The 21,539-nt window shown below is 42.5% G+C and carries 20 protein-coding genes and 2 tRNA genes; 16 read left to right on the forward strand and 6 right to left on the reverse strand.

The genetic code is table 11. The features are described 5' to 3' along the window. Window positions 1-43: 43 nt before the first annotated feature. Window positions 44-119, reverse strand: a tRNA-Gly gene (locus LBB20_03040). A 144-nt stretch (window positions 120-263) separates the two neighbouring features. Between LBB20_03040 and LBB20_03045 the strand changes: the two genes are divergently transcribed. The 9 genes from LBB20_03045 to LBB20_03085 all read left to right on the forward strand — a co-directional run bounded on the left by LBB20_03045 (window position 264) and on the right by LBB20_03085 (window position 9,365). After that, window positions 264-734, forward strand: coding sequence for a hypothetical protein (locus tag LBB20_03045; protein MDR2735786.1), 471 nt, complete (start codon window positions 264-266; stop codon window positions 732-734). A 55-nt stretch (window positions 735-789) separates the two neighbouring features. Then, on the forward strand, window positions 790-2,094 hold the full coding sequence (locus LBB20_03050; protein MDR2735787.1) for a hypothetical protein: 1,305 nt from the start codon (window positions 790-792) through the stop codon (window positions 2,092-2,094). A gap of 55 nt (window positions 2,095-2,149) precedes the next feature. Next, window positions 2,150-3,871, forward strand: coding sequence for a hypothetical protein (locus LBB20_03055; protein ID MDR2735788.1), 1,722 nt, complete (start codon window positions 2,150-2,152; stop codon window positions 3,869-3,871). A gap of 70 nt (window positions 3,872-3,941) precedes the next feature. Beyond that, window positions 3,942-5,933 (forward strand): phospho-sugar mutase, encoded by a 1,992-nt coding sequence (locus tag LBB20_03060; GenBank protein ID MDR2735789.1) that lies wholly within the window; start codon window positions 3,942-3,944, stop codon window positions 5,931-5,933. Window positions 5,934-6,015: 82 nt separating this feature from the next. Next, window positions 6,016-6,108 (forward strand) — tRNA-Ser (locus LBB20_03065). Between the two features lie 338 nt (window positions 6,109-6,446). Further along, window positions 6,447-7,208 (forward strand): ABC transporter substrate-binding protein, encoded by a 762-nt coding sequence (locus LBB20_03070; GenBank protein ID MDR2735790.1) that lies wholly within the window; start codon window positions 6,447-6,449, stop codon window positions 7,206-7,208. Between the two features lie 81 nt (window positions 7,209-7,289). Continuing rightward, window positions 7,290-8,054 (forward strand): ABC transporter substrate-binding protein, encoded by a 765-nt coding sequence (locus tag LBB20_03075; GenBank protein ID MDR2735791.1) that lies wholly within the window; start codon window positions 7,290-7,292, stop codon window positions 8,052-8,054. Beyond that, window positions 8,038-8,712, forward strand: a complete 675-nt coding sequence (locus LBB20_03080; protein MDR2735792.1) for an amino acid ABC transporter permease — start codon at window positions 8,038-8,040, stop codon at window positions 8,710-8,712. Before LBB20_03075 ends, LBB20_03080 begins: the two co-directional genes overlap by 17 nt. Beyond that, complete coding sequence (locus tag LBB20_03085; protein ID MDR2735793.1) at window positions 8,706-9,365, forward strand: ATP-binding cassette domain-containing protein; 660 nt, start codon at window positions 8,706-8,708, stop codon at window positions 9,363-9,365. The genes LBB20_03080 and LBB20_03085 overlap by 7 nt, the downstream gene beginning before the upstream one ends. A gap of 81 nt (window positions 9,366-9,446) precedes the next feature. Here LBB20_03085 and LBB20_03090 read toward each other — a convergent pair whose 3' ends face one another. From LBB20_03090 to LBB20_03110, 5 genes are read right to left on the reverse strand one after another with little or no spacing between them, the layout of a single operon-like run. Continuing rightward, complete coding sequence (locus LBB20_03090) at window positions 9,447-10,517, reverse strand: UDP-N-acetylglucosamine--N-acetylmuramyl-(pentapeptide) pyrophosphoryl-undecaprenol N-acetylglucosamine transferase (protein ID MDR2735794.1); 1,071 nt, start codon at window positions 10,515-10,517, stop codon at window positions 9,447-9,449. Continuing rightward, window positions 10,510-11,856, reverse strand: coding sequence for a DUF4340 domain-containing protein (locus tag LBB20_03095; GenBank protein ID MDR2735795.1), 1,347 nt, complete (start codon window positions 11,854-11,856; stop codon window positions 10,510-10,512). Before LBB20_03095 ends, LBB20_03090 begins: the two co-directional genes overlap by 8 nt. Continuing rightward, window positions 11,831-13,288: a Gldg family protein gene (locus LBB20_03100; GenBank protein MDR2735796.1), complete on the reverse strand. Its 1,458-nt coding sequence runs from the start codon at window positions 13,286-13,288 to the stop codon at window positions 11,831-11,833. The genes LBB20_03095 and LBB20_03100 overlap by 26 nt, the downstream gene beginning before the upstream one ends. Before the next feature lie 3 nt (window positions 13,289-13,291). Continuing rightward, on the reverse strand, window positions 13,292-14,071 hold the full coding sequence (locus tag LBB20_03105) for a helix-turn-helix domain-containing protein (protein ID MDR2735797.1): 780 nt from the start codon (window positions 14,069-14,071) through the stop codon (window positions 13,292-13,294). A 57-nt stretch (window positions 14,072-14,128) separates the two neighbouring features. Next, window positions 14,129-14,947 carry an ATP-binding cassette domain-containing protein gene (locus tag LBB20_03110; protein ID MDR2735798.1) on the reverse strand — a complete coding sequence of 273 codons (819 nt, stop codon included), beginning with the start codon at window positions 14,945-14,947 and terminating at the stop codon, window positions 14,129-14,131. A gap of 151 nt (window positions 14,948-15,098) precedes the next feature. Between LBB20_03110 and gatC the strand changes: the two genes are divergently transcribed. Genes gatC through LBB20_03145 form a run of 7 tightly spaced genes read left to right on the forward strand, consistent with a single transcriptional unit; the run spans window position 15,099 to window position 21,535 of the window. Next, the gene (gatC, locus tag LBB20_03115) at window positions 15,099-15,365 is read left to right on the forward strand and encodes an Asp-tRNA(Asn)/Glu-tRNA(Gln) amidotransferase subunit GatC (GenBank protein ID MDR2735799.1); all 267 of its coding nucleotides are present in this window, start codon (window positions 15,099-15,101) and stop codon (window positions 15,363-15,365) included. Window position 15,366: 1 nt separating this feature from the next. After that, a complete protein-coding gene (gene gatA, locus LBB20_03120; GenBank protein MDR2735800.1) occupies window positions 15,367-16,833 on the forward strand; it encodes an Asp-tRNA(Asn)/Glu-tRNA(Gln) amidotransferase subunit GatA in 1,467 nt (488 codons plus the stop codon). 1 nt (window position 16,834) lies between these two features. After that, window positions 16,835-17,935 (forward strand): tRNA 2-thiouridine(34) synthase MnmA, encoded by a 1,101-nt coding sequence (mnmA, locus tag LBB20_03125; protein ID MDR2735801.1) that lies wholly within the window; start codon window positions 16,835-16,837, stop codon window positions 17,933-17,935. A 43-nt stretch (window positions 17,936-17,978) separates the two neighbouring features. Further along, window positions 17,979-19,478 carry a glycine--tRNA ligase gene (locus LBB20_03130; GenBank protein MDR2735802.1) on the forward strand — a complete coding sequence of 500 codons (1,500 nt, stop codon included), beginning with the start codon at window positions 17,979-17,981 and terminating at the stop codon, window positions 19,476-19,478. 55 nt (window positions 19,479-19,533) lie between these two features. Further along, window positions 19,534-20,520, forward strand: coding sequence for a KpsF/GutQ family sugar-phosphate isomerase (locus LBB20_03135; GenBank protein ID MDR2735803.1), 987 nt, complete (start codon window positions 19,534-19,536; stop codon window positions 20,518-20,520). Beyond that, complete coding sequence (locus LBB20_03140; protein ID MDR2735804.1) at window positions 20,517-20,990, forward strand: dCMP deaminase family protein; 474 nt, start codon at window positions 20,517-20,519, stop codon at window positions 20,988-20,990. Before LBB20_03135 ends, LBB20_03140 begins: the two co-directional genes overlap by 4 nt. After that, window positions 20,987-21,535, forward strand: coding sequence for a YqgE/AlgH family protein (locus LBB20_03145; protein MDR2735805.1), 549 nt, complete (start codon window positions 20,987-20,989; stop codon window positions 21,533-21,535). Before LBB20_03140 ends, LBB20_03145 begins: the two co-directional genes overlap by 4 nt. The last annotated feature ends 4 nt before the right edge of the window (window positions 21,536-21,539 follow it).

A 21,539-nucleotide genomic window follows, 5' to 3' on the forward strand; every position in this document is an offset into this window, starting at 1 on the left:
AACAGGCTCAAGAGTAAAAAGTAAAATCAACCTAGAATTAATCTGGTGCGAGCGAAGGGGTTCGAACCCTCAACATCCACCTTGGCAAGGTGGCACTCTGCCAATTGAGTTACGCTCGCATAAGATGATTCGTCAACTTGAAAATTAGTTGATCCCAGTCAAGGACAAACACATTTGAATTGCCACGAAATTTTAAGTGCTTAGTGGTAAGATTGCGTTGATTCATCCGTTTTTCCGTTCGACTTTTTAAAACTAGATACAACATGGCAGCCGAGATGAGTGATACCACATTTAAACCCATTGTTTATGAGCCCATACTGCAGTTTTCAATCATCCTTGATAACAAAATAGGCAAACTAAATGATCTGGTCCGGTTGTTCCATAATCACGATGAGCATATTCTGGCTATTTCAGTGATAGAACATGCGGATATCCATATCATCAGAACTATTCCAAGTTACCCAGAGGAAACAAAAGAATTACTCAAAGCCCATTCTATAAATTTTGTTGAAACAAAACTTATTGGCATCGAGCTGGTATCGGTAACTGCCCTGACCAAGGTAATGCAAGCCATTGCCGAAGCCGAAATAAATATCAATTATATGTACTCTCTGCTTGTGCATAGATATGGCCATAGTGTCATAGTGGCCAGTGTGGATGATGCGCAGGCGGCTTCGACCATATTAAGACGCGTAGGGTTACGAATCCTAGGTCAAAGCGATATCATCAGATAATAATTTTATCGAATTTATGTGGACGTTTTATGGAATATTTATACAATTAAAATCTATGAATGGATGGACAAAATATATAGGGTTGGCTAGTTTATTAACACTATCTTTATGTACAAATAGTTATGGTTGCTGCTGTGGCTGTGGCTGTGGCTGCGACGTGGATCAATGTGATTGTGATGATGATGGCTGCGAAGTTTATTGTAGTTGCAATTGTAAATGCGACCATTGTGACGACGTTAATAACAAAAAAATATGTCCGATACCTGTTGGCATTAATAACAAAAAAATATGTGTGATGCCTGACGACGTTAATAACAAAAAGGTGTGCCCGATACCTGTTGGCATTAATAACAAAAAAATATGTGTGATGCCTGACGACGTTAATAACAAAAAAATATGCCCGATACCTGTTGGCATTAATAACAAAAAGGTGCATGAGGTAGCTGAATTATGGATGACTCACAGAAATCATGACGATAATCTCGATTCGGTGGCATTTTGGGATAACAAGATTTACGTCACAGCAAAAGATAGTCATGCCATCCATGTCTATGACGCTAGGAATGGTATCTATCTTGATAAATTTGGTGGGATGGGTGATGAGTTCGGTCGCATGAATAGGCCAAATGGAATCGCGGCTATTGATAGCATGATCTTTGTTACCGAAAGAAATAATGGCAGAGTTCAGGTATTTTCCATTCCTGAAAATTCTTCTTCAAATTTTACCCAGGAGTCCATCATGGATTACACGTCAGTGTGTACCTTTGGAGAAGAGGTTCTTTTAAGACCCTATGGTATTTTTGCCTGTAAAATAAATGGTTATTACGTGATATATGTTACCGATGATGGCAAGTTCAAGGGGTCAGAAAATGACAATTATAGAAGAGTAGTTGTATTTGTCATGAATAGCGAAATGGATCAGGTCGACCCAGCAAAATTGGGATTACCCGATGAATTTGGTGCGGGTAAGTTTGAAAAGCTTGAGTCAATTTACGGAAATCTTTGCGATGGAACCCTATTGATTGCCGATGAGGGCACCAATGAATTGCTTCTTTTTTCAATTTTCGGTAAATATTTAGGTAAAAAAATTACCAGTGAATTTTTCACAGAGGGGGAACCCGAGGGCATTTGGTTTTTTAGAAAAAATGGCAAATCCTATTGGCTTTCAGCTGAACAGAGGGTGAAAAAAACGACGATATTCCATGTTTTCGATGGCGACCTTAACCACGTGAAATCTTTTTCAGGTTTATATACAAAAAATACCGATGGCGTATGTATTGCTGAAACTAAAAATGGTCTGACTCTATTTGCGGTTAATGATGACCAGGCCGTGACTGCGTTTTCGCTAGATTTTATATAAACAATAGGTAAATATTAATTGCAAAGAAAAGTTTTTAACATAAAAATTGCATTCTATGTACTTATGGCGTAAAATATTGTTAACGATTTGTTTTCTATACGTCGGCACAGTAACTAATAATGCTGAAATAAAGTTAACAATAGTTACAAGTGATGATGAGAGAATTAAGCTGAAGAAGGTTGTTACAAAAAGCAAGAGGCTCAACAATTTTCTAAAATCCAAAAATCGAATTGTGTTAAAAATTCCGTTAGAATACGAAAGAGCATTGCTGTTTGCTGTTGAAATATTTCGTATGGCCACCGAAGCTTCCGAAAATAACGAAAGTATATCCGGTGCAAAAATTTATGAAACCGATTTGATAAGTGATAACGGAGATCTGCTTCCTCTGAGTGAAGAAGACGACATACCTTGTTATTGTAAAATTTGCAGTGAATATTTTGACCGCATTTCCTGCGATTATGTGGATAAACATATTGTATTTTTTGCGCCAGAAGATAAGGGAATTGTATGTTTTATCTCGAAACAGATGGTTACTATTGGTTGTGGATGCAGTCCGTCATGTGACATAGACAAGTATTATAAAACAAAAAAATGTTCCAGTTGGGAGGATATATATAATGAACTGGAGGGTATGGATGATGCGCTTTGGTTGCTAAAGTCCAGTACTGATTTGGGTGGCACTGACCTATGTATTGCTCTAAAGGACAATGATCTGGATCAATATTCCGAGTCGCCATCCGATGCGTTGTATGAGGCCGAGTCACTGCCCGATGTGCCTGAATCCACTTCTGAATTAACCAGTGGAGTGCCTAGAAGTTATTCAACGCTTAAAATTGTACCAAATGGAAAAGGCAAAAAGAGTAAGAAGAGCAAAAAAGATAAAAAAGATAAAGAAAGATCTGTACCAGACACCTATGTTAATGATCCGGTGGAGGAAGTTGACCAGGAGGAAAAAGAATCATCCTGTTGTTGTATACCCAAGTGTTTGAAATCGAAGACAGCTATCGCATGTTATGTTGGTATAGCGGGTATTGCCTGTGCCGGAGCGTTGTATTATAATTGGCCAGAGGTCGCTAGTTGGGCAAATTCGTTCGGTAGCAGTGCAGCCGGCGCATTAAAATCCGCGGCAACTAGTGTTTCTCATGGCTGTATGGTTGCGGCTGATAAAACAAAAGATTTTTTTTGCAATTCATGGAAATTTATTACCGGCATTGGTAGCCTAGGCTTTTTTGGATCCAATGATCAGCCAAGTCATCCTTCTTGTGATATTCCTACCAATGAAATTCAGCCAAGTAGCAATAAATATGTAAGTTGTTCTTGTAATATTCCTATCAATGAAATTCTGCCAAATAGCAATAAATATGTAAGTCGTTCTTGTAATGTTCCTACCAATGAAATTCTGCCAAGTAGCAATAAATATGTAAGTCGTTCTTGTAATGTTCCTACCAATGAAATTCCGTCAAGTAGCAATAAATATGTAGGTTGTTCTTGTAATGTTCCTACCAATGAAATTCCGTCAAGTAGCAATAAATATGTAGGTTGTTCTTGTAATATTCCTACCAATGAAATTCCGCCAAGTAGCAATAAATATGTAAGTCGTTCTTGTGATATTCCTACCAATGAAGTTCCGCCAAGTAGCAATAAATATGTAAGGCGTTCTTGTGATATTCCTACCAATGAAGTTCCTCCAAGTAGCAATAAATATGTCAATTGTAAAAAATATGTCATGTGTAGTAATGATTGGCAATGTACAGATATTAATTTATGTAAAAAATAGCGGTATGAGGATGTTAGGTGATCACTTAGATCTTTAAAAGCCATATAATTTGATTAGCATTCAAATCACCATGGGTATCATAAGTTTTCTCAGATCATTATTATCAAGCAGTGTTGCTGCGACTAATCTCCTAACTAAAATTCCAAAAAGCGCGCTGCTGGAGAGCTCTATTGAAAATATTAAAGAATGGTATGAGTGTGGAAACTCCCAGGCAATTGTCCATGAAGCGATCGGCGAGCTTGTTGAAGCAGGTGAGTTCAATGAATTAAATGACAGGTTTTTTAAAACACTTACCTTTGGAACCGGAGGTATCCGCGGGAGGACCATATCTGGCTATATTACAAAGGCTGAAATTGGCAATGGATCGAAGATTTTACCAGAATTTCCTGCCATTGGCAGTGCCTGTCTGAATCACTTCAATGTCATTCGAGCTACCATTGCATTGCATGAATACTGCAAGAAAGTGGCGGTTTCCCAGGGCCGTGAAATGCTGTTGGTTGTGGCCTATGACGTGAGGTTTTTTTCAAAATTATTTGCAGAAATAACGGCAAAAACCTGGGAATACCTTGGCGGTAAAGCAATGATTTTCGATGGACCCAGGTCCACTCCTCAGCTTAGTTTTTCCGTTAGATATTTCAGGGCCATGGCTGGTGTTGTTATTACCGCTAGCCACAATCCCTATTACGATAACGGTTATAAGGCCTATTTTGCAGATGGAGCCCAGGTAATTGACCCTCAGGCTGCTGCCATAATAGAGAATTTTTCCAAGCTGAAGTTGGCGGATAGCATGGCCATATTTAAAGCCATCGAAGCCAAAGAGTTTACTAATACCGTATCCGGTAAAGACGAAGAGCGCTATGTCCAGGTGGTGAAGGATTCGGTTCTAGACAGAGCTTCATTGAAGAATTGTGCCAAAAAAGTTGTGTTTACTCCATTGCATGGAACCGGTGGTGTGGTAGCTGTGCCTGCATTGCAATCTCTTGGAGTCGAAGTAATCTGTGTGGAAGAACAAATGAAGCAGGATCCTGGGTTCAGCACAGTAAAGTCTCCGAATCCGGAAAATTTCGATTCTCTAAAGCTGGCGATAGATAGGGCTAAAGCCACTGGAGCTGACCTGGTAATTGCCACTGATCCGGATGCCGATCGCATGGCCATTGCTGCCAAAAACAATGACGGAGAGTTTGAAAAATTTTCCGGAAATCTGACCGCATCGCTTTTGCTCGAATATCGGATTAGAAAAATGAAAGAGCTTGGAATTTTACCGAAGGATGGCTCCAAAAACGCCGTGGTGCTGAAAACGTTTGTAACCACACCGCTGGTAGAAAAAATAGCCATTAGTCATGGATTGAAGTGTGTAAATACACTCACTGGGTTTAAATGGATTGGTAGTAAAATCAACAACTATGCGCTGGGTTTAATGGAAAAGGTTGGTAATGTCCACGATGGTTATGACGATATCGAACTGGATGAAAGAAGAAAGCTTCTGCTCCAGCATAGCCAATTTTGTATCTTTGGCTGCGAAGAGAGCTACGGTTGTCTAGCCAGCGATTTGGTCCGAGATAAGGATGCCAATGCCGCCGCAGCGATGGTCTGTGAAATGCTGGCCGAGCTGGACAAAAAGTCCATAACACTGATGGACTTTCGTATGGAAATTTATTCTACCTATGGCTACTATGACGACACATTGTTGAATATATATTATGAAGGCGCCAGCGGTGTAGCCAGGATTAAGAATATTTTGAGCTCCTATAGAAAAAATCCGCCGGAAACGGTGGCTGGCCAGAAGGTTTTAAAGATCCAGGATTTCCTGAATGATCCTATCCTAGATGCGGACGGTTGTCATGTACCCAGGGAGGATTTTCTATTTCTAGAGCTGGAAAATGGCGATACCTATGCGGTGCGCGGAAGCGGTACCGAGCCGAAAATAAAATTTTATATATTTTGCCATGGGGAAGGTGCAGGTTATGGAACCGAAATCGATGTCGTTGGCAAAATAAAATCTAGGCTCGATGCCCTGAAGGGTTTTTTAGAGGCCGATGCAGAAGTCCGTTCGGCTGGTTAACATCGGGATTATTTTTATTTTTGATAAACTTTGGCTCTTTCTCTTGACCTGATGGTGAAGTTTCCTTAGAAATTGGCGGTCTGGAGAGATGGCTGAGTGGTCGAAAGCGCCTTCCTGCTAAGAAGGTAGCCTCATAAAACGGGGCTCGAGGGTTCGAATCCCTCTCTCTCCGCCAGAGCGGTTACCTTTTAATCGGACTAGTGTTCGAAGATTTTGTAGACCAGGATTGAAGACTAACCACCATATTATCCTGAACGACACCATGTATTTAGTAACCTCGTGAATACAAAAGAAAAACATCTTGCTAACGGTTTTGTTAGGATTGCCTGGTCCTGTCAAAGCCAGGTTTATATTCTAAAATGGGCCGTTACAGATAAATATGGCCAACCCTATTCCCTGGTGTTGCCATTGGTGCAAATATTGTTATTATTTATAGTCGAAAAAAGTTCTAAAAATACGTTGAAAAAATAAAATTAGGGAATTTATATATGAAGCAAATGGAGCTATTGTGAGGTGAGAAAATACATATGTGGTTTGATTTTTGCATTGTCCGTTTTTTGTGGTGGCTGCGGAAGTGAAAATGGCAGCGAAACCATAAGATTCGGAACCTGTGCGGATTACCCTCCATTCGAGTATTATAAAAATGGTGTTTTGGTTGGATTTGAAGTTGATCTTGTAAAGATTATTGCCGAGAGACTTGGGAAAAAAGCAGTCTTTGAAGACATGGCTTTTTCGACGCTTTTGACCTCATTGAACAATGGGTTTATCGATGCTGTTATTTCTGGCTATGGTTCTAGCCAGGAGAAAAGGGAAAAGTATGGCATCACGTTCGTATATTATCCAGAAAAATTGGTGTTTGTGTATAAAGAGCCGAATTCTATAACCAGCAAAGACCAGTTGGCTAGGAAAAAGGTCGCCTATCAACTCGGTATCCCGGGCATGAAGAAATGGCTAAGGGAAAACATCCCCGATGCTGAGCCGGTGCTTATGGATAGGATGGAGCTGGCTGTGGAATCATTGAAGGCTGGTCATGTGGATTGTATTATTATAGACGAGTTTGTGGCAAATGTATTCTGTGAAAAAAATCCTGGCCTTAAATGCTTTGTGCCAGATTGTTTAAAAATCAGCGATGGCCTAGCGATTGTGACCAGGAAAAACGCATCTTTGAAAGAAGAGATAAATAAAATTCTAAAAACCTTGGAAACGACTGGCGAACTGCAGAAATTAAAAGAAAAATGGGGCCTAAAGGAAAAATGGAAATTGCTGGAGAAATAGAGTTGCTTTGAAGTTTTGTCCGTCAGTTTTTGTGTTGACAAGGTAGGATTGTGCTGTTCATTCAACTGGTGAGTAGATATCATGAAAAAATTTGTATTTATCGCAATGCTAGCTGCTTTTTTAAGTTCCTGTGGCAATGGAAATGATGGTAAAATCCTAAAATTCGGAACCTGTGCAGATTATCCCCCGTTTGAGTATTATAAGGATGGTGTTCTTGATGGATTTGAGATTGATCTCGTAAAAATTATCGCTAGAAATATGGGAAAGGAAGTGGTTTTTGAAGATATGGCTTTTTCTACACTTTTGGCTTCACTGGATAATGATTTCATCAATGTGGTTTTTGCCGGTTATGGTTCTTCGGCGGAAAAAAGAGAAAAATATGACTTTTCGCTTCCCTACTATCCCGAGAGGATGGTATTTGTATATAAAAAATCCAATCCCATAACCGATGAAACCCAGTTAGCTGGGAAAAAAATTGCCTATCAACTTGGTTCCACCGCAGCAAAAAAGTGGATTGAGGAAACCATTGCCGATGTGGAACTTGTTCCGCTGGATAAAATGGATTTGGCGATAGAATCTCTGAAAGCTGGGCATGTGGAATACGTTGTTATAGATGAGTTTGTGGCCAATGTTTACTGTGAGAAAAATTTTGACCTGGGATATTTTGTGCCGGATTCCTTGAAGCTTAGTGATGGCATAGCAATGGCTGTTAAGAAAGGATCACCACTTACAGCTCAGATAAATAAAATACTAAAAGATTTGGAATCCAGTGGCGAACTACAGAAATTAAGAGAAAAATGGGGATTAAAACAGAAATGGAGATTGCCAGATGGGAGCAATTTGTGATCTCGATCCAGGCTTAGGGTTTGATAAAATTGCTCAAAATTTCCTGTTCATTGGCCATGGCATTGAAATTTCGCTAAAATTATTATTTGGCGGAATTTTTATTGGAATTTTATTTGGCGGAATATTGTCTATACTCAGGTACAGTGGAATGTGTAGACCAGTGATAAATGGGTTCATATCCATCATAAGAGGTACACCGGTCATGCTGCAATTGAGTTTCGTGTACTTCATAACCCCAGGTATCATCGGTGTCAAACTTGGTATAATATCTGCAGGTATCATTGCCTTTGGCATAAATAGCTCCGCCTATATCGCCGAAATACTAAGGTCCGGCATAGAGAGTTTGCCAAAAGGACAGTTCGAAGCTGCACAAACATTGGAAATCCCAGGTTTTTATATTTGGAGAGATATCATATTACCCCAGGTCATTGCAAATATTTTGCCAGCCATGGTAAACGAAGTTATTTCTTTGCTGAAAGAAACTGCACTGATTGCAACCATAGGTGGTATGGATATTATGAGAAGATCCCAGGCGATTGCCGCAGAACAATATGAGTATTTCATGCCATTGTGTATTGCTGCGCTTTATTATTACAGCCTTGTCTTGATTATTGAATTTGTCGGTAGAAAAATCGAACGCAGGAGAGCTCTATGGTAAAAATCTGCAACGTTTGTAAGATTTTTAATGACGTAAAAGTGCTTGATAACATTAGCCTCAATGTTGATAAATCCAGTGTGTTTGGGTTGGCAGGCCCATCCGGAAGTGGTAAATCTACATTGCTTCGCTGCATCCAGAAACTAGAAATCATAGACAGTGGATCCATAGAATGTAACGGCCAGGTCTGTTTTATGTTCCAGGACTTTCAACTTTTCCCTCACATGACTGTGTTGCAAAACCTTACCTATGCACCGACGTTAAACCACAAAGATAAAAAAGAAAGCTATGAGGCCCGGGCGAATAATATTTTGAATAGTCTCGGCATTGGATCTAAGGCACATAAATACCCACGAACTTTATCCGGAGGCCAGAGACAGCGGGTGGCATTGGCTAGGAGTTTGATGATAAATCCAGACATTTTGCTATGTGATGAACCAACTTCCGGGCTAGATGTATCTACAACCATGGATGTGGTTTCTCTGCTGAAATCTGTCAATGAGCTCGGTGTCACTATGATAATTGCCTCCCATGATTTGGATTTTTTGACAAAGATATCTGATCGTATCGTTTTGTTGAAGAACGGCATAATTGCCGTGGACATTAATCCTAGGCAGTATGATGATCCGGTGAATTATTTAAAAAAATACTATTAGTAGTGCAATTTGGCCGATTCCAGGGTCCTGAGCTCGTATCACCATTATGGTTGGTCCGGTCACCAGATTAACAGGCAGATTTTACAAAAATTCTTCTATTTTATCCGCCACTTTACCGGTAACGTCTGCGGTTGATGCGTCAATGCATGCGGTTATCATGCCTGACAGTTTTTCCCTGTTGGTGAGAATCGAGATAAGTACATCAAATAACATATTGAGGTTGTTTTGGGTTACCTTCACTGCACAGCCATTTTGTTCGGCAGTATTTGCGTTTTCTTCCTGATGATTTTCTGCTGCAAGAGGATAGGGGACTAAAATCATAGGCGTATGGCAGGTAATGCATTCGGCGATGGTGCTTGCTCCAGCTCTTGCTACCGCGATGTCGGCGGCATGGAGTAGTGTATTCATATCGTCGCTAAATGGCTCAAAAGTTATGCTGCACCCTCCCTGGGTTATCTTTTGGCTTTTTGTGTCCAGACCACCTAGGCAGTAACAATTTATGTGGTGCTGTGCTAAATTATTTACATTTTCCTGTACCCACTGGCTAAGAGCTTTGGCTCCCTGGCTACCACCTAAAACCAGCAGCAATTTCTCCCGGTTGTCAATGCCTAACATTTTCTTAGCTAACGCCTTATCCATATCACATAGTTCTTTCCTGGTGGGCGTGCCTAGGTTTATAAGCTTTGTGCTTTTGACATGTAATTTGGTCTTTATGCCACCGGATGGAAGAATTATTAGGTCGGCTAGTCTACAAAGAGCTCTTGTGGATTTGCCAGCGATGGTGTTTGATTCGTGGAGTATAAGTGGTATATTTTTTACTTTCGATGCCACCGCAAATCCAACGGATGTAAAACCACCGAAGCATACTGTGCAGTTTATCTTCTTTTCTTCTAAGGTCCTGAGTGCGTTGAAGATTTCAATGCCCTGGGAGAACGCAAATTTTATAAATTTCAGCGGTGATTTTGAAAATGGCAGTGATCCGGTGGTGATGAAATGAAACTGGGAATATTTTTCGATAAATCTGCTATCGATTTTCTTCCTGCTGGTGCAGATAAAACAGCTGTGACCCCTGGCCTGAAGTTCCTCGGCCACGGCTATGCCTGGAGCCATATGGCCTCCGGAGCCACCACAGACTATCAGTATGTTATTCATGGAGATCAACCCTATCACTATTTAATAATTCTAATTGGTCCGATACACACAGTGATGTCAGAATAGCCGGTAAGGTACTATCAATCAAGTGCAAAAAATTATTGTCGTTTTTCCTGATCATCCAGTTCTCATCGATATTGAATAATTCATAGGATACTTTATCATTGGCTTCCAGGATTAATTTTATGGTCGATGACTCATCCTGGGGGTCAATTTTTTGGCCAAACTGTAAGCCGTTGGATTTTAAGTTATATATAAGCGATAGCAGGGCATGGATTTTATCATTGTTAGCCTGGCTTGTGATCCATTCTTCGGTTTTTTTATCCTTATTTACCAGTTTCCAGGTTTCATTGGAATCGGATTTTTGTAAGAACCATTTTGTCGCCCCCTGGGAAATGCCGATGGAGGAAATATTGGCCATATCGACGATCTTTCTGTCGTAGAGACTGTTTAATGGGTCACGTATCTGAGCCATATTTTCGATTTTTACAGTCATTACGGTGCCTTTGTTGTGAATTCTGGCAAAGAAAAGATTTTCGCTCGGTGGAAACCATTTGCCGATGTCGAGGGTTGTCTGCGAATCTCGGTACTGGATCAACAGGCTACATTCCGGAGTGGCCAGGCCAATTTCATCCATATTGCAGGTTTGTTCGCTGAAAAATTGCTCGGCTTCAATCTTGATTATGTCTGCCAGGACTCTGTCGACAAGCTTGGTGTTAGCATTGATAGATATGGGTGCTTCGAATTTCCACAGGTCGCTGTGTTTGGTTAATACATATTTTTGGTTTGGACCTGAAATATCAAAAATTATTGAATCAATACTAGCCTGGTTATCGCTAAATAGTTCCCGTTGACACCAGTACGACGCAGGCCTGTTCAGTATCTTATTGATCTTGTCGATATCGTCGGACGTGTATACTTCGTCAAGAAACGCCAGAGTGTTGTTTGCCAAGGCTATCACATAATCGCGGCGTTTCGTTTTTATCAACAGTTTTCTGGTTGGATGTTGCTTCAGGTTTATCTTTTTCATTCGGAGCTGGCCCAGGCAATCGAATAGGCCTTCTATTGAAAATCTATTTGCTTCCCAGGTAAACGGTTGAGATACCATCCAATTATTTTTATCCCTTACCATCACAATGTGTGTGCCTCGAATGCTATCCGTATATTCTATCCGGTTGGCAGTTGCCAGGTCATTGTAATTTAAGAAGATATTCTGAGGTATGTCTTCATTTCTAGCGACGATAAAATATAACAATGCCACTGTTAGCACAAAGGATATCGATAAAACCACTGTGTTTATAAGCCTTTTCATTTTATCTACGCCGCAGGAAGCAAACATAAACCCAGGCCAGTAGTATCAGCATTGGTATGACAGCAATCCACAGAGCAATCGAAAAAATATCGTTTCTGGAAAGATTTACCATATATTGCTTTAGTATCCTTGGTTGTATTCTAAGAGATTGGTTGGCATCGACTAACCAATTGACCATGCTGTGAAACAAAATCCTATTTCCAAGCAAATGTATCCTTGAATTTGAAATAAAATTGCAGTTGCCAACTATGAGTAATTTTCCCCGGCTTATGTCTATGCCTGTTGATTTGTCTAGCATTCGTTCAGAAAGTGTTGCAATGGGAATCGGCCCTGGCAGGTCAGTGTTTGGGTCAAAATTATTACTGGTTTGGGTTTTGTCAAAATTTAGCTTGGCGAAGGTATTTACAGAGCTTTCCATTAGTGGTGTTATGACCAACTGACTCGTGTTTGCTCCCAGATCAGGCCTGGCTGGTTGAGTTGACCCAAATATAGCTGTTAACTGCATGCCAACCATAGCCTTAGTGATCGGATGATCCCTGAAAATTCTTATCATGTTGTCGCCATTATTGGCTAAATCCGTTGAATCTTTTGAAACCAATATCATGTCATCGGCGATGATTCCCCAGCGGAAAAACAAATCATCTAACCCATTGCGTTTCAATGGACTTAAAAGTATCAATACCCGGCCATTTTTATGGGAAAGGAAATCTTCTAGCAGGTCGATTTCAGCGTCAATGAATTCAGTCTTTGGGCCAGCTATTACAATGAGATCCGGATCATCGCTGTTGGCTAGGTCAGAAATGTGTTTTGTAATCACATCGTAGCCATGCTTTTTAAGCGAACTGACCGCGGATGATATGCCATTGGATGTGCTGGGATTGTCCGCTGACATTTCTCCATGGCCCACGGTGAATACTATGGATTTTTTTGTCCCACTGGTCATGGCGGATATCGCATTGGATATCACCTCTTCGCCACAAAATATCGTGGCATTTTCATTGGAAAAGTCGTAAAGCTCGAAGGCTGTTATTATCTTGAATCGATCGCCACAGGAGACCACCACCGAATTGCTGTCGATTTCACCGAAGCGGTTTCGAAGCAAATCGATTTGTCGAGGTTGCTTATTTACATCGATAAATGTGATTTTTATGAAATTTTGACAATAGGCACGATATTCTTGAAGTAATCTTTTCATCGGTTGGACGAATAGCTGTTGATCCGAGTCGGTTTTCTGTTCATAGGCTACAAAGATTTCCACTTCACTGATTATATTGTTCAGTATATCGATGGATTCCTCGGATAGGGATTGGTTGTGTTTATCCGCCAGATTGATCCTTTTAAAATGATTCCAGGATAGCACGTTAATGATCAGAAATAGGGAGATTGCTGATAAAATGACCAGCAGGCCGTTCAGTCTTCTGATCAACCTGGCTGCCCTGAAGTTTTCCATCGATGGCATAGGCTATTTTACTTCTATTGCGCCGAGGCCACTTTCTAAATGTAACCTTTCGCCATTGGAAAGTTCCATGGACAGCACACTGCCATTATCGTAGTAGATTTGAACCGGAGCCGCATATTCAATTATTTTTTCACAGCCCTTGGTTAGAGTACCTGAAAATATTGCATCTTTGGTTTCTTTGGCCCTTACCAGAACTTTTACTTTGTCGGTGGCCATGAGTAAAATTTTTTTCTTGATTGACTTTGGGGTTTGGACCGGGCTTAGATCTGATTGCAAAACATTTTTCTGTCTATCATGCTGGTTGTCATTGGCTTTGTTGATGGTATGAGATAAAATGAATGGGACCAGTAGCATGGGAATGGATATTGCCGTTGCAATGTAGATATATTTTTTCCTGAGCTTTGGGATGCCTTCGTTGTTATTGGAACCTTGTTCCGTATCCAGGTCTGGTTCAACCGGTACTTCTATATTGCTGTGGTCAACGGCGCGGCTCTTTTTGGCGACCTGTTGTACCATTTCGCGGCGCTTCGACGAAGTGGTAAGTGCTACAAATGCTTTGATGGGGCAGAGTGCCATAACATCTTTGGTGTCAAGTTTAAGAAATTCTGCATAGGTTTTTAGAAACTCGCGCTTGTATATATCAGGAAGATTAAAATCAAAGGAATTTTTTTCGAAACACTCCAGGAAATCCATGCGAATTTTCGTTGCATCCGCAGCAGCTTCCAGAGAAATCCCCAGATCTTCTCTTGCCTTAGAAAGAAGTTCACCTAATCCATTGCTCATATGTCCATCAAAATTTGCCAAATTTAACCAAAAGGCAACTGATTTTTAGGCTAAGGTTTAGCATAGCTGTATCGACGGTACAGATGAAATAAGTTCTTTAGTGTAAGGATGTTGCGGATCGGTACATATCATTTCCGAAGAACCGCATTCTATGACCATACCATCTTTCATGACCATTATATTTTCACAGAGGTATTCGATGACAGCGATGTCATGGGATATAAACAGAATCGCAATGCCATGATTTTCATTCAGTAGCTTGAGTAGGTTGAGAATCTGAGCCTGGGAGGATACGTCGAGGGCACTGACTATCTCATCACAAATAAGTAGTTTTGGTTCAACGGCTAATGTTCTAGCTATGGATACCCGTTGCCGTTGACCACCACTCAGCTGATGGGGATATCTGGACAATAGGGATTGGGGCAATAGGACCATGTTTAGCAATGACTTTATCCTGTCGATCTTCCATTCTTTTGAAGTATAACCAAAATGTATGTCCAGTGGCTCCAGGAGGATTTGCTCCACGGTTAGCCGCGGGTTTAGGGCATTGCAGAAATCCTGAAATACTATTTGTACGATTTTTCTGTAGTGATTGAACTCTCTCCAGGACAAATGCGTAACGTCTCTATCATCTATAAATATTGACCCCGAAGTCAGCGGAATCAGTTTGCACAGAGCGCTAATGAGAGTGGATTTGCCACTACCGCTTTCGCCAACAATTCCGAGACACTCACCGTAGCTCATGTTAAATGAAACATTTTTTAGTGCGTTTACCGCCTGTTTTCTAAAAAATGTCAAAGGCCTGGTGTTGCGAAATGTCACATTGAGCAATTCGGCCCGGATCAACGTCTTTATGTCTTTTAGGTTGATATTCATTCGATTGGTTAGTCTCTGAAGTCTATGATGTTACAACAGGAACAATGTTTTTATTTCCTGAGAAAAGGCAAACAATAACTTGACCTTTAATGATGCTTTTACACATTTTCCAAGAGAAATGAACCATATAGAACAGCCCAACTCCATAGATATGGATCTGATTTCTAGCCTTGCGAGGCTGGAATTGTCCGAGGACGAAAAGAGCAAATTGGTCGGCCAAATGGGTAATATTTTAAAATATTTTGACAAATTAAAACAGGTGGATGTGTCTGGTGTAGAGCCCATGGCCCATGCATCGCCGATTTGTAATGTTTGGAGGGATGATAGCCCTGGAGAAAATTTTACGATTGCCGAAGTGCTACTCAACGCTCCAGAAGAATCAGATAATCAATTAGTTGTCCCTAAGATAGTCGATTGATATGGCCGAGGAACTTTTCCATAAAACCATTTCTGAGTTGAGCGAAATGCTGAAGAGTCGGGTTATTTCTTCGGAGGAGCTGGTTGGCGTGTTTATTGCCCGGACCAAGGAACTGGATGGAAAGATCGGTGCGTTCCTGAGCTATGATGAGGAAAAGACCATGGGTCAGGCTAGGGAATCGGACAATAGACGAGCCAAGGGCTTAGCGCTCAGTGAGTTAGACGGAGTGCCAGTGGGAATAAAAGATGTGATTTCCGAGGATGGCCAACCACTGACCTGTGCTAGCCGAATACTGGAGTCCTACATCAGCCCCTATGATGCCACGGTTATAAGGAAGTTAAAAAATTGTGGTGCAGTACGTTGGGGGCGATTGAACCTGGACGAATTTGCCATGGGATCATCAACCGAAAGTTCGGCATTTAAAGTCACCCGTAACCCCTGGAATTTCGACTGTGTGCCAGGTGGGAGCAGCGGTGGTGCCGCGGCGGCGGTGTGTGCCGGGGAAGTACCGGTGTCACTGGGTTCTGATACCGGTGGATCGGTTCGCCAACCGGCTTCGCTCTGTGGTATTGTAGGGCTAAAGCCGACCTATGGCCTGGTCAGCCGCTACGGGCTATCTGCATTGGCTAGTTCCACGGACCAGATAGGTCCCATTGGCAGGACGGTCGAGGATGTGGCTCTGTTGTTGCAGTCCATAGCTGGCTATGATCAACGTGATTCCACAAGCTACCCGGCCGATGTGCCAAATTATGTCGGATGTCTTGGCACCGAGACCCCTCCAAAAGTGATCGGGTTACCCAGGGAATATTTTACCGATGGTGCTGACAAAGAGGTTATCGAGGCTGTCAATGCGGCGGTGGATTTTTATAAAAAAAATGGTTTTGTGATTAAAGAGATTTCGTTGCCCTGCACCGAATATGCCATTCCGGTTTACTACATCATTATGACCGCCGAGGCTTCTTCGAATCTGGCCAGGTTAGATGGCGTTAGATATACCAGGCGCAGTAAAAATACTACCAATGCGATGGATATGTATTTTCGGTCCCGGGAAGAAGGTTTTGGCGCCGAGGCAAAACGTAGAATTTTGCTTGGCACCTATGTTTTGAGCAGTGGGCATCATAATGCTTATTACGTTAGAGCTCAAAAAGTTAGGACGAAAATCCGGGATGATTTTCTCAGGGCTTTTGAAGAGGTTGATGTCATTCTGTCACCGACTTCTCCATCCACGGCCTTTCCCATCGGCGAAAAGTCGGATGATCCGATCTCGATGTATCTGGCGGATATTTACACAGTTTCGGCGAGTTTGGCTGGGTTGCCAGCGATTTCGATCCCCTGTGGGTTTTCAACGAAAAATCTCCCCATTGGATTGCAGATCATCGGTAGGCCATTCCATGAGATGGATATCATACTAGTCGCCAAAAAATTCGAGGACGAGCACGAATTTGCAAACAGGATGCCCGATCTCTAGCGTGAGTAAATCTACGGCTGATAATATTTTTGTGGCCATGTCCGGTGGTGTCGATAGTTCGGTGGCTGCATTGCTACTTAGAGAGCGCCGTGGAAATGTGGCCGGTGGATACATGCGAACCTGGCACAATGACGATGCCACCGATCCCATTTCGAACTGTCCCTGGCGACAAGACCTTGAGTCGGCAAGCCGAGCTGCCTCCAAAATTGGTATAAACTTCGAGGTCATCAATATGATAGAAAATTATCGAAACCTTGTGGTCCGCCGGCTTATTGATGGCTATAGAGATTCGCTTACGCCAAACCCAGATGTGATGTGTAATCGGTTCATAAAGTTTGGAGCGCTGTATAACTACGTTGCGGAGAAGGGCTTTGGAAAGATCGCCACCGGTCACTACTGTAGAAAACATGCCAACCAGGATGGCTCATTTGATATAAAGGAAGCCGTTGATAAGCAGAAAGATCAGTCCTACTTCCTGGCCTATCTTTCCCAGGCACAGCTTGCGATTGCCGAGTTTCCGTTGGGTGATACCACCAAGCCAGAGGTCAGGAAAATAGCCAGAGCCGCCGGTCTGGAGAATGCTGATCGCAAGGATAGCCAGGGAATTTGTTTCCTTGGTAATGTGAAAATTCAGGACTTTCTCGGGCAATACCTGGAAAAAAAACCAGGTGATATTGTGGATGAACTGGGCAATATTGTTGGTCAACACCTTGGACTACATAACTTTACACTGGGCCAACGGAAAGGTATCAATGTGCCATCGAATTCGGATTTTAATCACTATGTGGTGGTAGGTAAGGACGTGGAGCACAACAGGTTGATTGTATCGTTTGAGTCTCCAACGGCCCGGAATCTTTATGCCAGGAGGTTCCAGGTCTGTGACCTGAGCTACACCAACCGGGTAATCGAACCCAGATGCAGAATCCTGGCCAAGCCAAGGTATCGAGATCCGTCTCAGAAGATATATTTTGAGAGAATCGATGAAACAACGGCCGTGGTTGAGTTCGATGAACCACAACGGGCTTTGGCCAACGGTCAGGTCATTGCATTCTATGATGGCGAAACTTTGGTTGGCGGCGGTACCTATTGCCGTAAATTATGATTGTTGTGTTGACCGATCTGTCTGATTTCATCCTATGGTAGCCATGAGTGATGTTATGCACCAACCCACCATGGACCAAATAGTTGGACTGGCCAGGCGCAGAGGTTTTATATTCCAATCTTCGGAGATATATGGTGGCCTTGCCGGATTTTTTGACTATGGTCCGCTGGGTTCCGAAATGAAGAAAAACATCCGTGATGCCTGGTGGAATGACATGGTGCGTAGAAGAGACAATGTGGTTGGAGTGGACTGTTCGATAATCATGAATCCGTTGGTATGGAAGGCTTCTGGTCACGTCGACGGGTTTTCTGACCCCATGGTGGATTGTAAGGAATCCAAGCTGAGATACCGAGCTGATCAGCTCTATTTTTCAAGGGTTTTCGTCGACGGTGAACTAATAGGTTATGTTTCTGTATTGGAAGACAGTAATATGCAATCCGCGGCCGAGAAGGCAGCCGATGATCTCAGGAAAAAATTAGGAAAAATTGGTAAACTAGACGAAGTTATCCTCAGTGATTACACAAAAGCCAGAGAGGATGAGTATGATCTGATCCCGTCGCCGGCCACTGGTAGAGCCGGAAGTTTGACTCCACCGAGGGCTTTTAATTTGATGTTCACAACCCGTGTTGGGGCCATGGCCGATGATTCATCGGTTGTTTATCTAAGGCCGGAGACTGCGCAGGGTATTTTTGTTAATTTCAAAAACATTCTGGATACCAGTCGTGTAAAGTTACCCTTTGGCATTGCCCAGATTGGTAGGGCGTTCAGGAACGAGATTACACCTAGGAATTTTACCTTCAGATCCCGGGAATTCGAGCAGATGGAACTGGAATTTTTCATTCCCGAGGATGGCTGGGAACAGTGGTATCACTACTGGGTTGAAGAGCGATTGGCCTGGCACAAAAGCCTGGGATTGGATCCGGCGTTGCTCAGATTGGATGTGCATTCCAAGGAAAAATTGGCACACTATTCCCGGGCTTGCACCGATATAACGTTTAGATACCCGTTTGGCTGGAATGAATTGGAAGGCATTGCAGCCCGTGGTAATTTCGATTTGGCCCAGCATCAAAACGCCAGCGGTAGGTCGCTGGAGTTTTTTGACGAAACCATTGGGCAGAGCTACCTTCCTAACGTTATCGAACCTTCGGTTGGTGTGGATCGGCTTTTCCTAGCATTGCTCTGTTCTGCCTATGCCGAGGACGAAATTGATGGTGAAAAGCGCGTTGTTTTGAGGCTGCATCCTCGGGTTGCACCGGTTAAGATTGCCATACTGCCGTTGGTGAAAAACAGGCCAGAAATTGTGGCTGTGGCCAGAAAATTGCATGCCAGATTCAGCAAGATCTGCAATGGATTTTATGATGAATCCGGTGCCATAGGCCGCAGGTACCGAAGGATGGACGAAATTGGCACGCCATATTGTCTGACTGTTGATTTCGAATCTCTTGAGAACCAGACATTTACACTTCGTGACCGGGATTCCACAGAACAGGTTAGATTGACCGAAGAGCAGATTCTGCAGAGGCTCATGGAAAATATTTTCTAGGAAGAAATCCCATTAATTTATTGACCTAGGTTGTTATAATTGAAGCATCCTGGTAGTGATTACAGATATAGAGACAGCCGTCGATGCCGCTGAAAATTTCCTGGATTACAGCGTCAATGCTCTCGCGTCGATCAAGAAAAACATTGCCGGTCCTCTTGGTCGGGCATTGCCGATTTTATGCGATCGTTCGGTTAAAGTGATCGTCTGTGGCATGGGAAAATCTGGTTATATTGCTCAGAAAATTTCGGCCACTTTTAATAGCATAGGGGTGCATTCGGTATTTCTTCATCCGGCGGAAGCGGCCCATGGTGATCTCGGGATATATACGCCCGGCGATCCATCGATCCTGATATCTAAAAGTGGGAGCACCGAGGAAATTTTGCGATTACTGCCTATTCTAAAACGATTTAAGTCACCAATAATAGCCATCGTTGGCGATATAAATTCTCCGTTGGCCAAAAATTCCGACCTGGTATTTGATATAAATATTAAAATTGAAGGCGATCCCCTGGGCATAATTCCAACCACCAGTACGATTCTGTCGCTGGCCGTTGGTGATGCCATTGCCTGCGGAATAATGAACGCTATCGGGTTCTCTAAAAATGACTTTGCCTGCTTTCATCCCGGTGGTCAGCTTGGTCGTAATCTTCTGCTTTCCGTTGGCGATATTATGCATAGGCTGAGCGATGTGGCCGTGGTAAAAAGCGATTTGCCGTTGAGGGACGTTCTGATTAGGATGACAGAACACCCATTGGGAGCTGCCATTGTTATGGATGATGGTGCTCATATGCTCGGGATAATAACCGATGGAGACATCCGGCGTGCTTTGCAAAAAAATTTATCTATGGACGAAATCGTTGCAATTGATATAATGACCTCAGAGCCGAGGAAAATTTCTGAAAATGATTGCCTCGGTGAGGCACTGAGGGTTATGGAAAGCGGTAGTAGTCAAGTCTATGTTTTGCCAGTGGTGGATGGAAATGATAGTACCAGGACTGTCGGATTATTGAGGTTACACGATGCATATCAGGGATACCCATGAGTAACAGAATTAAATTAACGGACAGGGTGGCGGAGATAGCTCAGGACTGTGTTAGCAGGCCAGAGTGGGATGATTATTTCATGGCCATGGCTGTTTTGACGGCCTGCCGTTCCATATGTACAAGATTAAAAGTTGGCTGTCTGCTGGTTTCAAAGGGCGAGTATAAAAATAGAGTGATCGCCGCCGGCTATAATGGTTTCGTTGCCGGTGCTCCGCACATATCCAGGGTGCGTGATGATCATGAGCAGGCCGTAGTCCACGCGGAGCAAAATGCGGTGACAGATGCGGCTCGCAGAGGTGTAAGTGTTGACGGTGCAATGGCATACATTTCGCATTTCCCCTGTATAAACTGTGCCAAAGTGATGGTATCAGCCGGCATAAGAGAAATTAAGTACCATTTTGATTATAAAAACGACGAACTTGTTTTTGAGCTTCTAAATGAATGGAAAATTCCTATAGAAAAATTATGAAGAGCGCAATTGATTTGTCTGGACGGTTATTAATCGCAACTCCTGCGGTTAAGGACCGGCATTTTTCCAAGACTGTCTCTTTAATTGCGAAGCATTCTGACTATGGAACCATTGGAATTATAATCAATAGGCCAGCCCTAATGACCATTGGAGGATTTAGCAAAAAATTTTCTCGCAGTGTGATATCTGATAATCCACTGTATTATGGTGGACCGGTTAACAAGAGCCATATAACCTTGACCACCTGGATTCCCCACATCAGCGAAATCGGTTACGAATTAAGGTATAATGTCAATAAGGTTGAGGCCGAGGAGATTTCTATTCGCGAGGAAAAAGCCCAGATTCGCGGTTATCTTGGTTGTGCCGGTTGGGCTCCATATCAGCTCCTTATGGAAATACTTAGAGGTGATTGGTTGGTGGCTGACATTGGTTATTTGTTTGACACGAAGGAACGAGGTGAAAAACTATGGGAAGCGATGGTCGCTAGGATAAACCCAGGAATGCTTCTATTCAGGGAGTTGCCAGATGATCCGTCGCTGAACTAGTATA

This window comes from Puniceicoccales bacterium (assembly GCA_031283585.1).
Lineage (GTDB): Bacteria > Verrucomicrobiota > Verrucomicrobiia > Opitutales > LL51 > JAIRTH01.

Excerpts from the sequence above, each read along its gene's own strand:
- gatA (MDR2735800.1), top strand. The coding sequence starts at position 15,367 with ATGGCCGAGGAACTTTTCCATAAAACCATTTCTGAGTTGAGCGAAATG.
- LBB20_03095 (MDR2735795.1), bottom strand. The coding sequence starts at position 11,856 with ATGTTTGCTTCCTGCGGCGTAGATAAAATGAAAAGGCTTATAAACACA.
- LBB20_03060 (MDR2735789.1), top strand. The coding sequence starts at position 3,942 with ATGGGTATCATAAGTTTTCTCAGATCATTATTATCAAGCAGTGTTGCT.
- LBB20_03145 (MDR2735805.1), top strand. The coding sequence starts at position 20,987 with ATGAAGAGCGCAATTGATTTGTCTGGACGGTTATTAATCGCAACTCCT.
- LBB20_03085 (MDR2735793.1), top strand. The coding sequence starts at position 8,706 with ATGGTAAAAATCTGCAACGTTTGTAAGATTTTTAATGACGTAAAAGTG.
- gatC (MDR2735799.1), top strand. The coding sequence starts at position 15,099 with ATGGATCTGATTTCTAGCCTTGCGAGGCTGGAATTGTCCGAGGACGAA.
- LBB20_03055 (MDR2735788.1), top strand. The coding sequence starts at position 2,150 with ATGTACTTATGGCGTAAAATATTGTTAACGATTTGTTTTCTATACGTC.
- LBB20_03140 (MDR2735804.1), top strand. The coding sequence starts at position 20,517 with ATGAGTAACAGAATTAAATTAACGGACAGGGTGGCGGAGATAGCTCAG.
- LBB20_03130 (MDR2735802.1), top strand. The coding sequence starts at position 17,979 with ATGAGTGATGTTATGCACCAACCCACCATGGACCAAATAGTTGGACTG.
- LBB20_03075 (MDR2735791.1), top strand. The coding sequence starts at position 7,290 with ATGAAAAAATTTGTATTTATCGCAATGCTAGCTGCTTTTTTAAGTTCC.
- LBB20_03080 (MDR2735792.1), top strand. The coding sequence starts at position 8,038 with ATGGGAGCAATTTGTGATCTCGATCCAGGCTTAGGGTTTGATAAAATT.
- LBB20_03110 (MDR2735798.1), bottom strand. The coding sequence starts at position 14,947 with ATGAATATCAACCTAAAAGACATAAAGACGTTGATCCGGGCCGAATTG.
- LBB20_03100 (MDR2735796.1), bottom strand. The coding sequence starts at position 13,288 with ATGCCATCGATGGAAAACTTCAGGGCAGCCAGGTTGATCAGAAGACTG.
- LBB20_03105 (MDR2735797.1), bottom strand. The coding sequence starts at position 14,071 with ATGAGCAATGGATTAGGTGAACTTCTTTCTAAGGCAAGAGAAGATCTG.
- LBB20_03050 (MDR2735787.1), top strand. The coding sequence starts at position 790 with ATGAATGGATGGACAAAATATATAGGGTTGGCTAGTTTATTAACACTA.
- LBB20_03045 (MDR2735786.1), top strand. The coding sequence starts at position 264 with ATGGCAGCCGAGATGAGTGATACCACATTTAAACCCATTGTTTATGAG.
- LBB20_03090 (MDR2735794.1), bottom strand. The coding sequence starts at position 10,517 with ATGAATAACATACTGATAGTCTGTGGTGGCTCCGGAGGCCATATGGCT.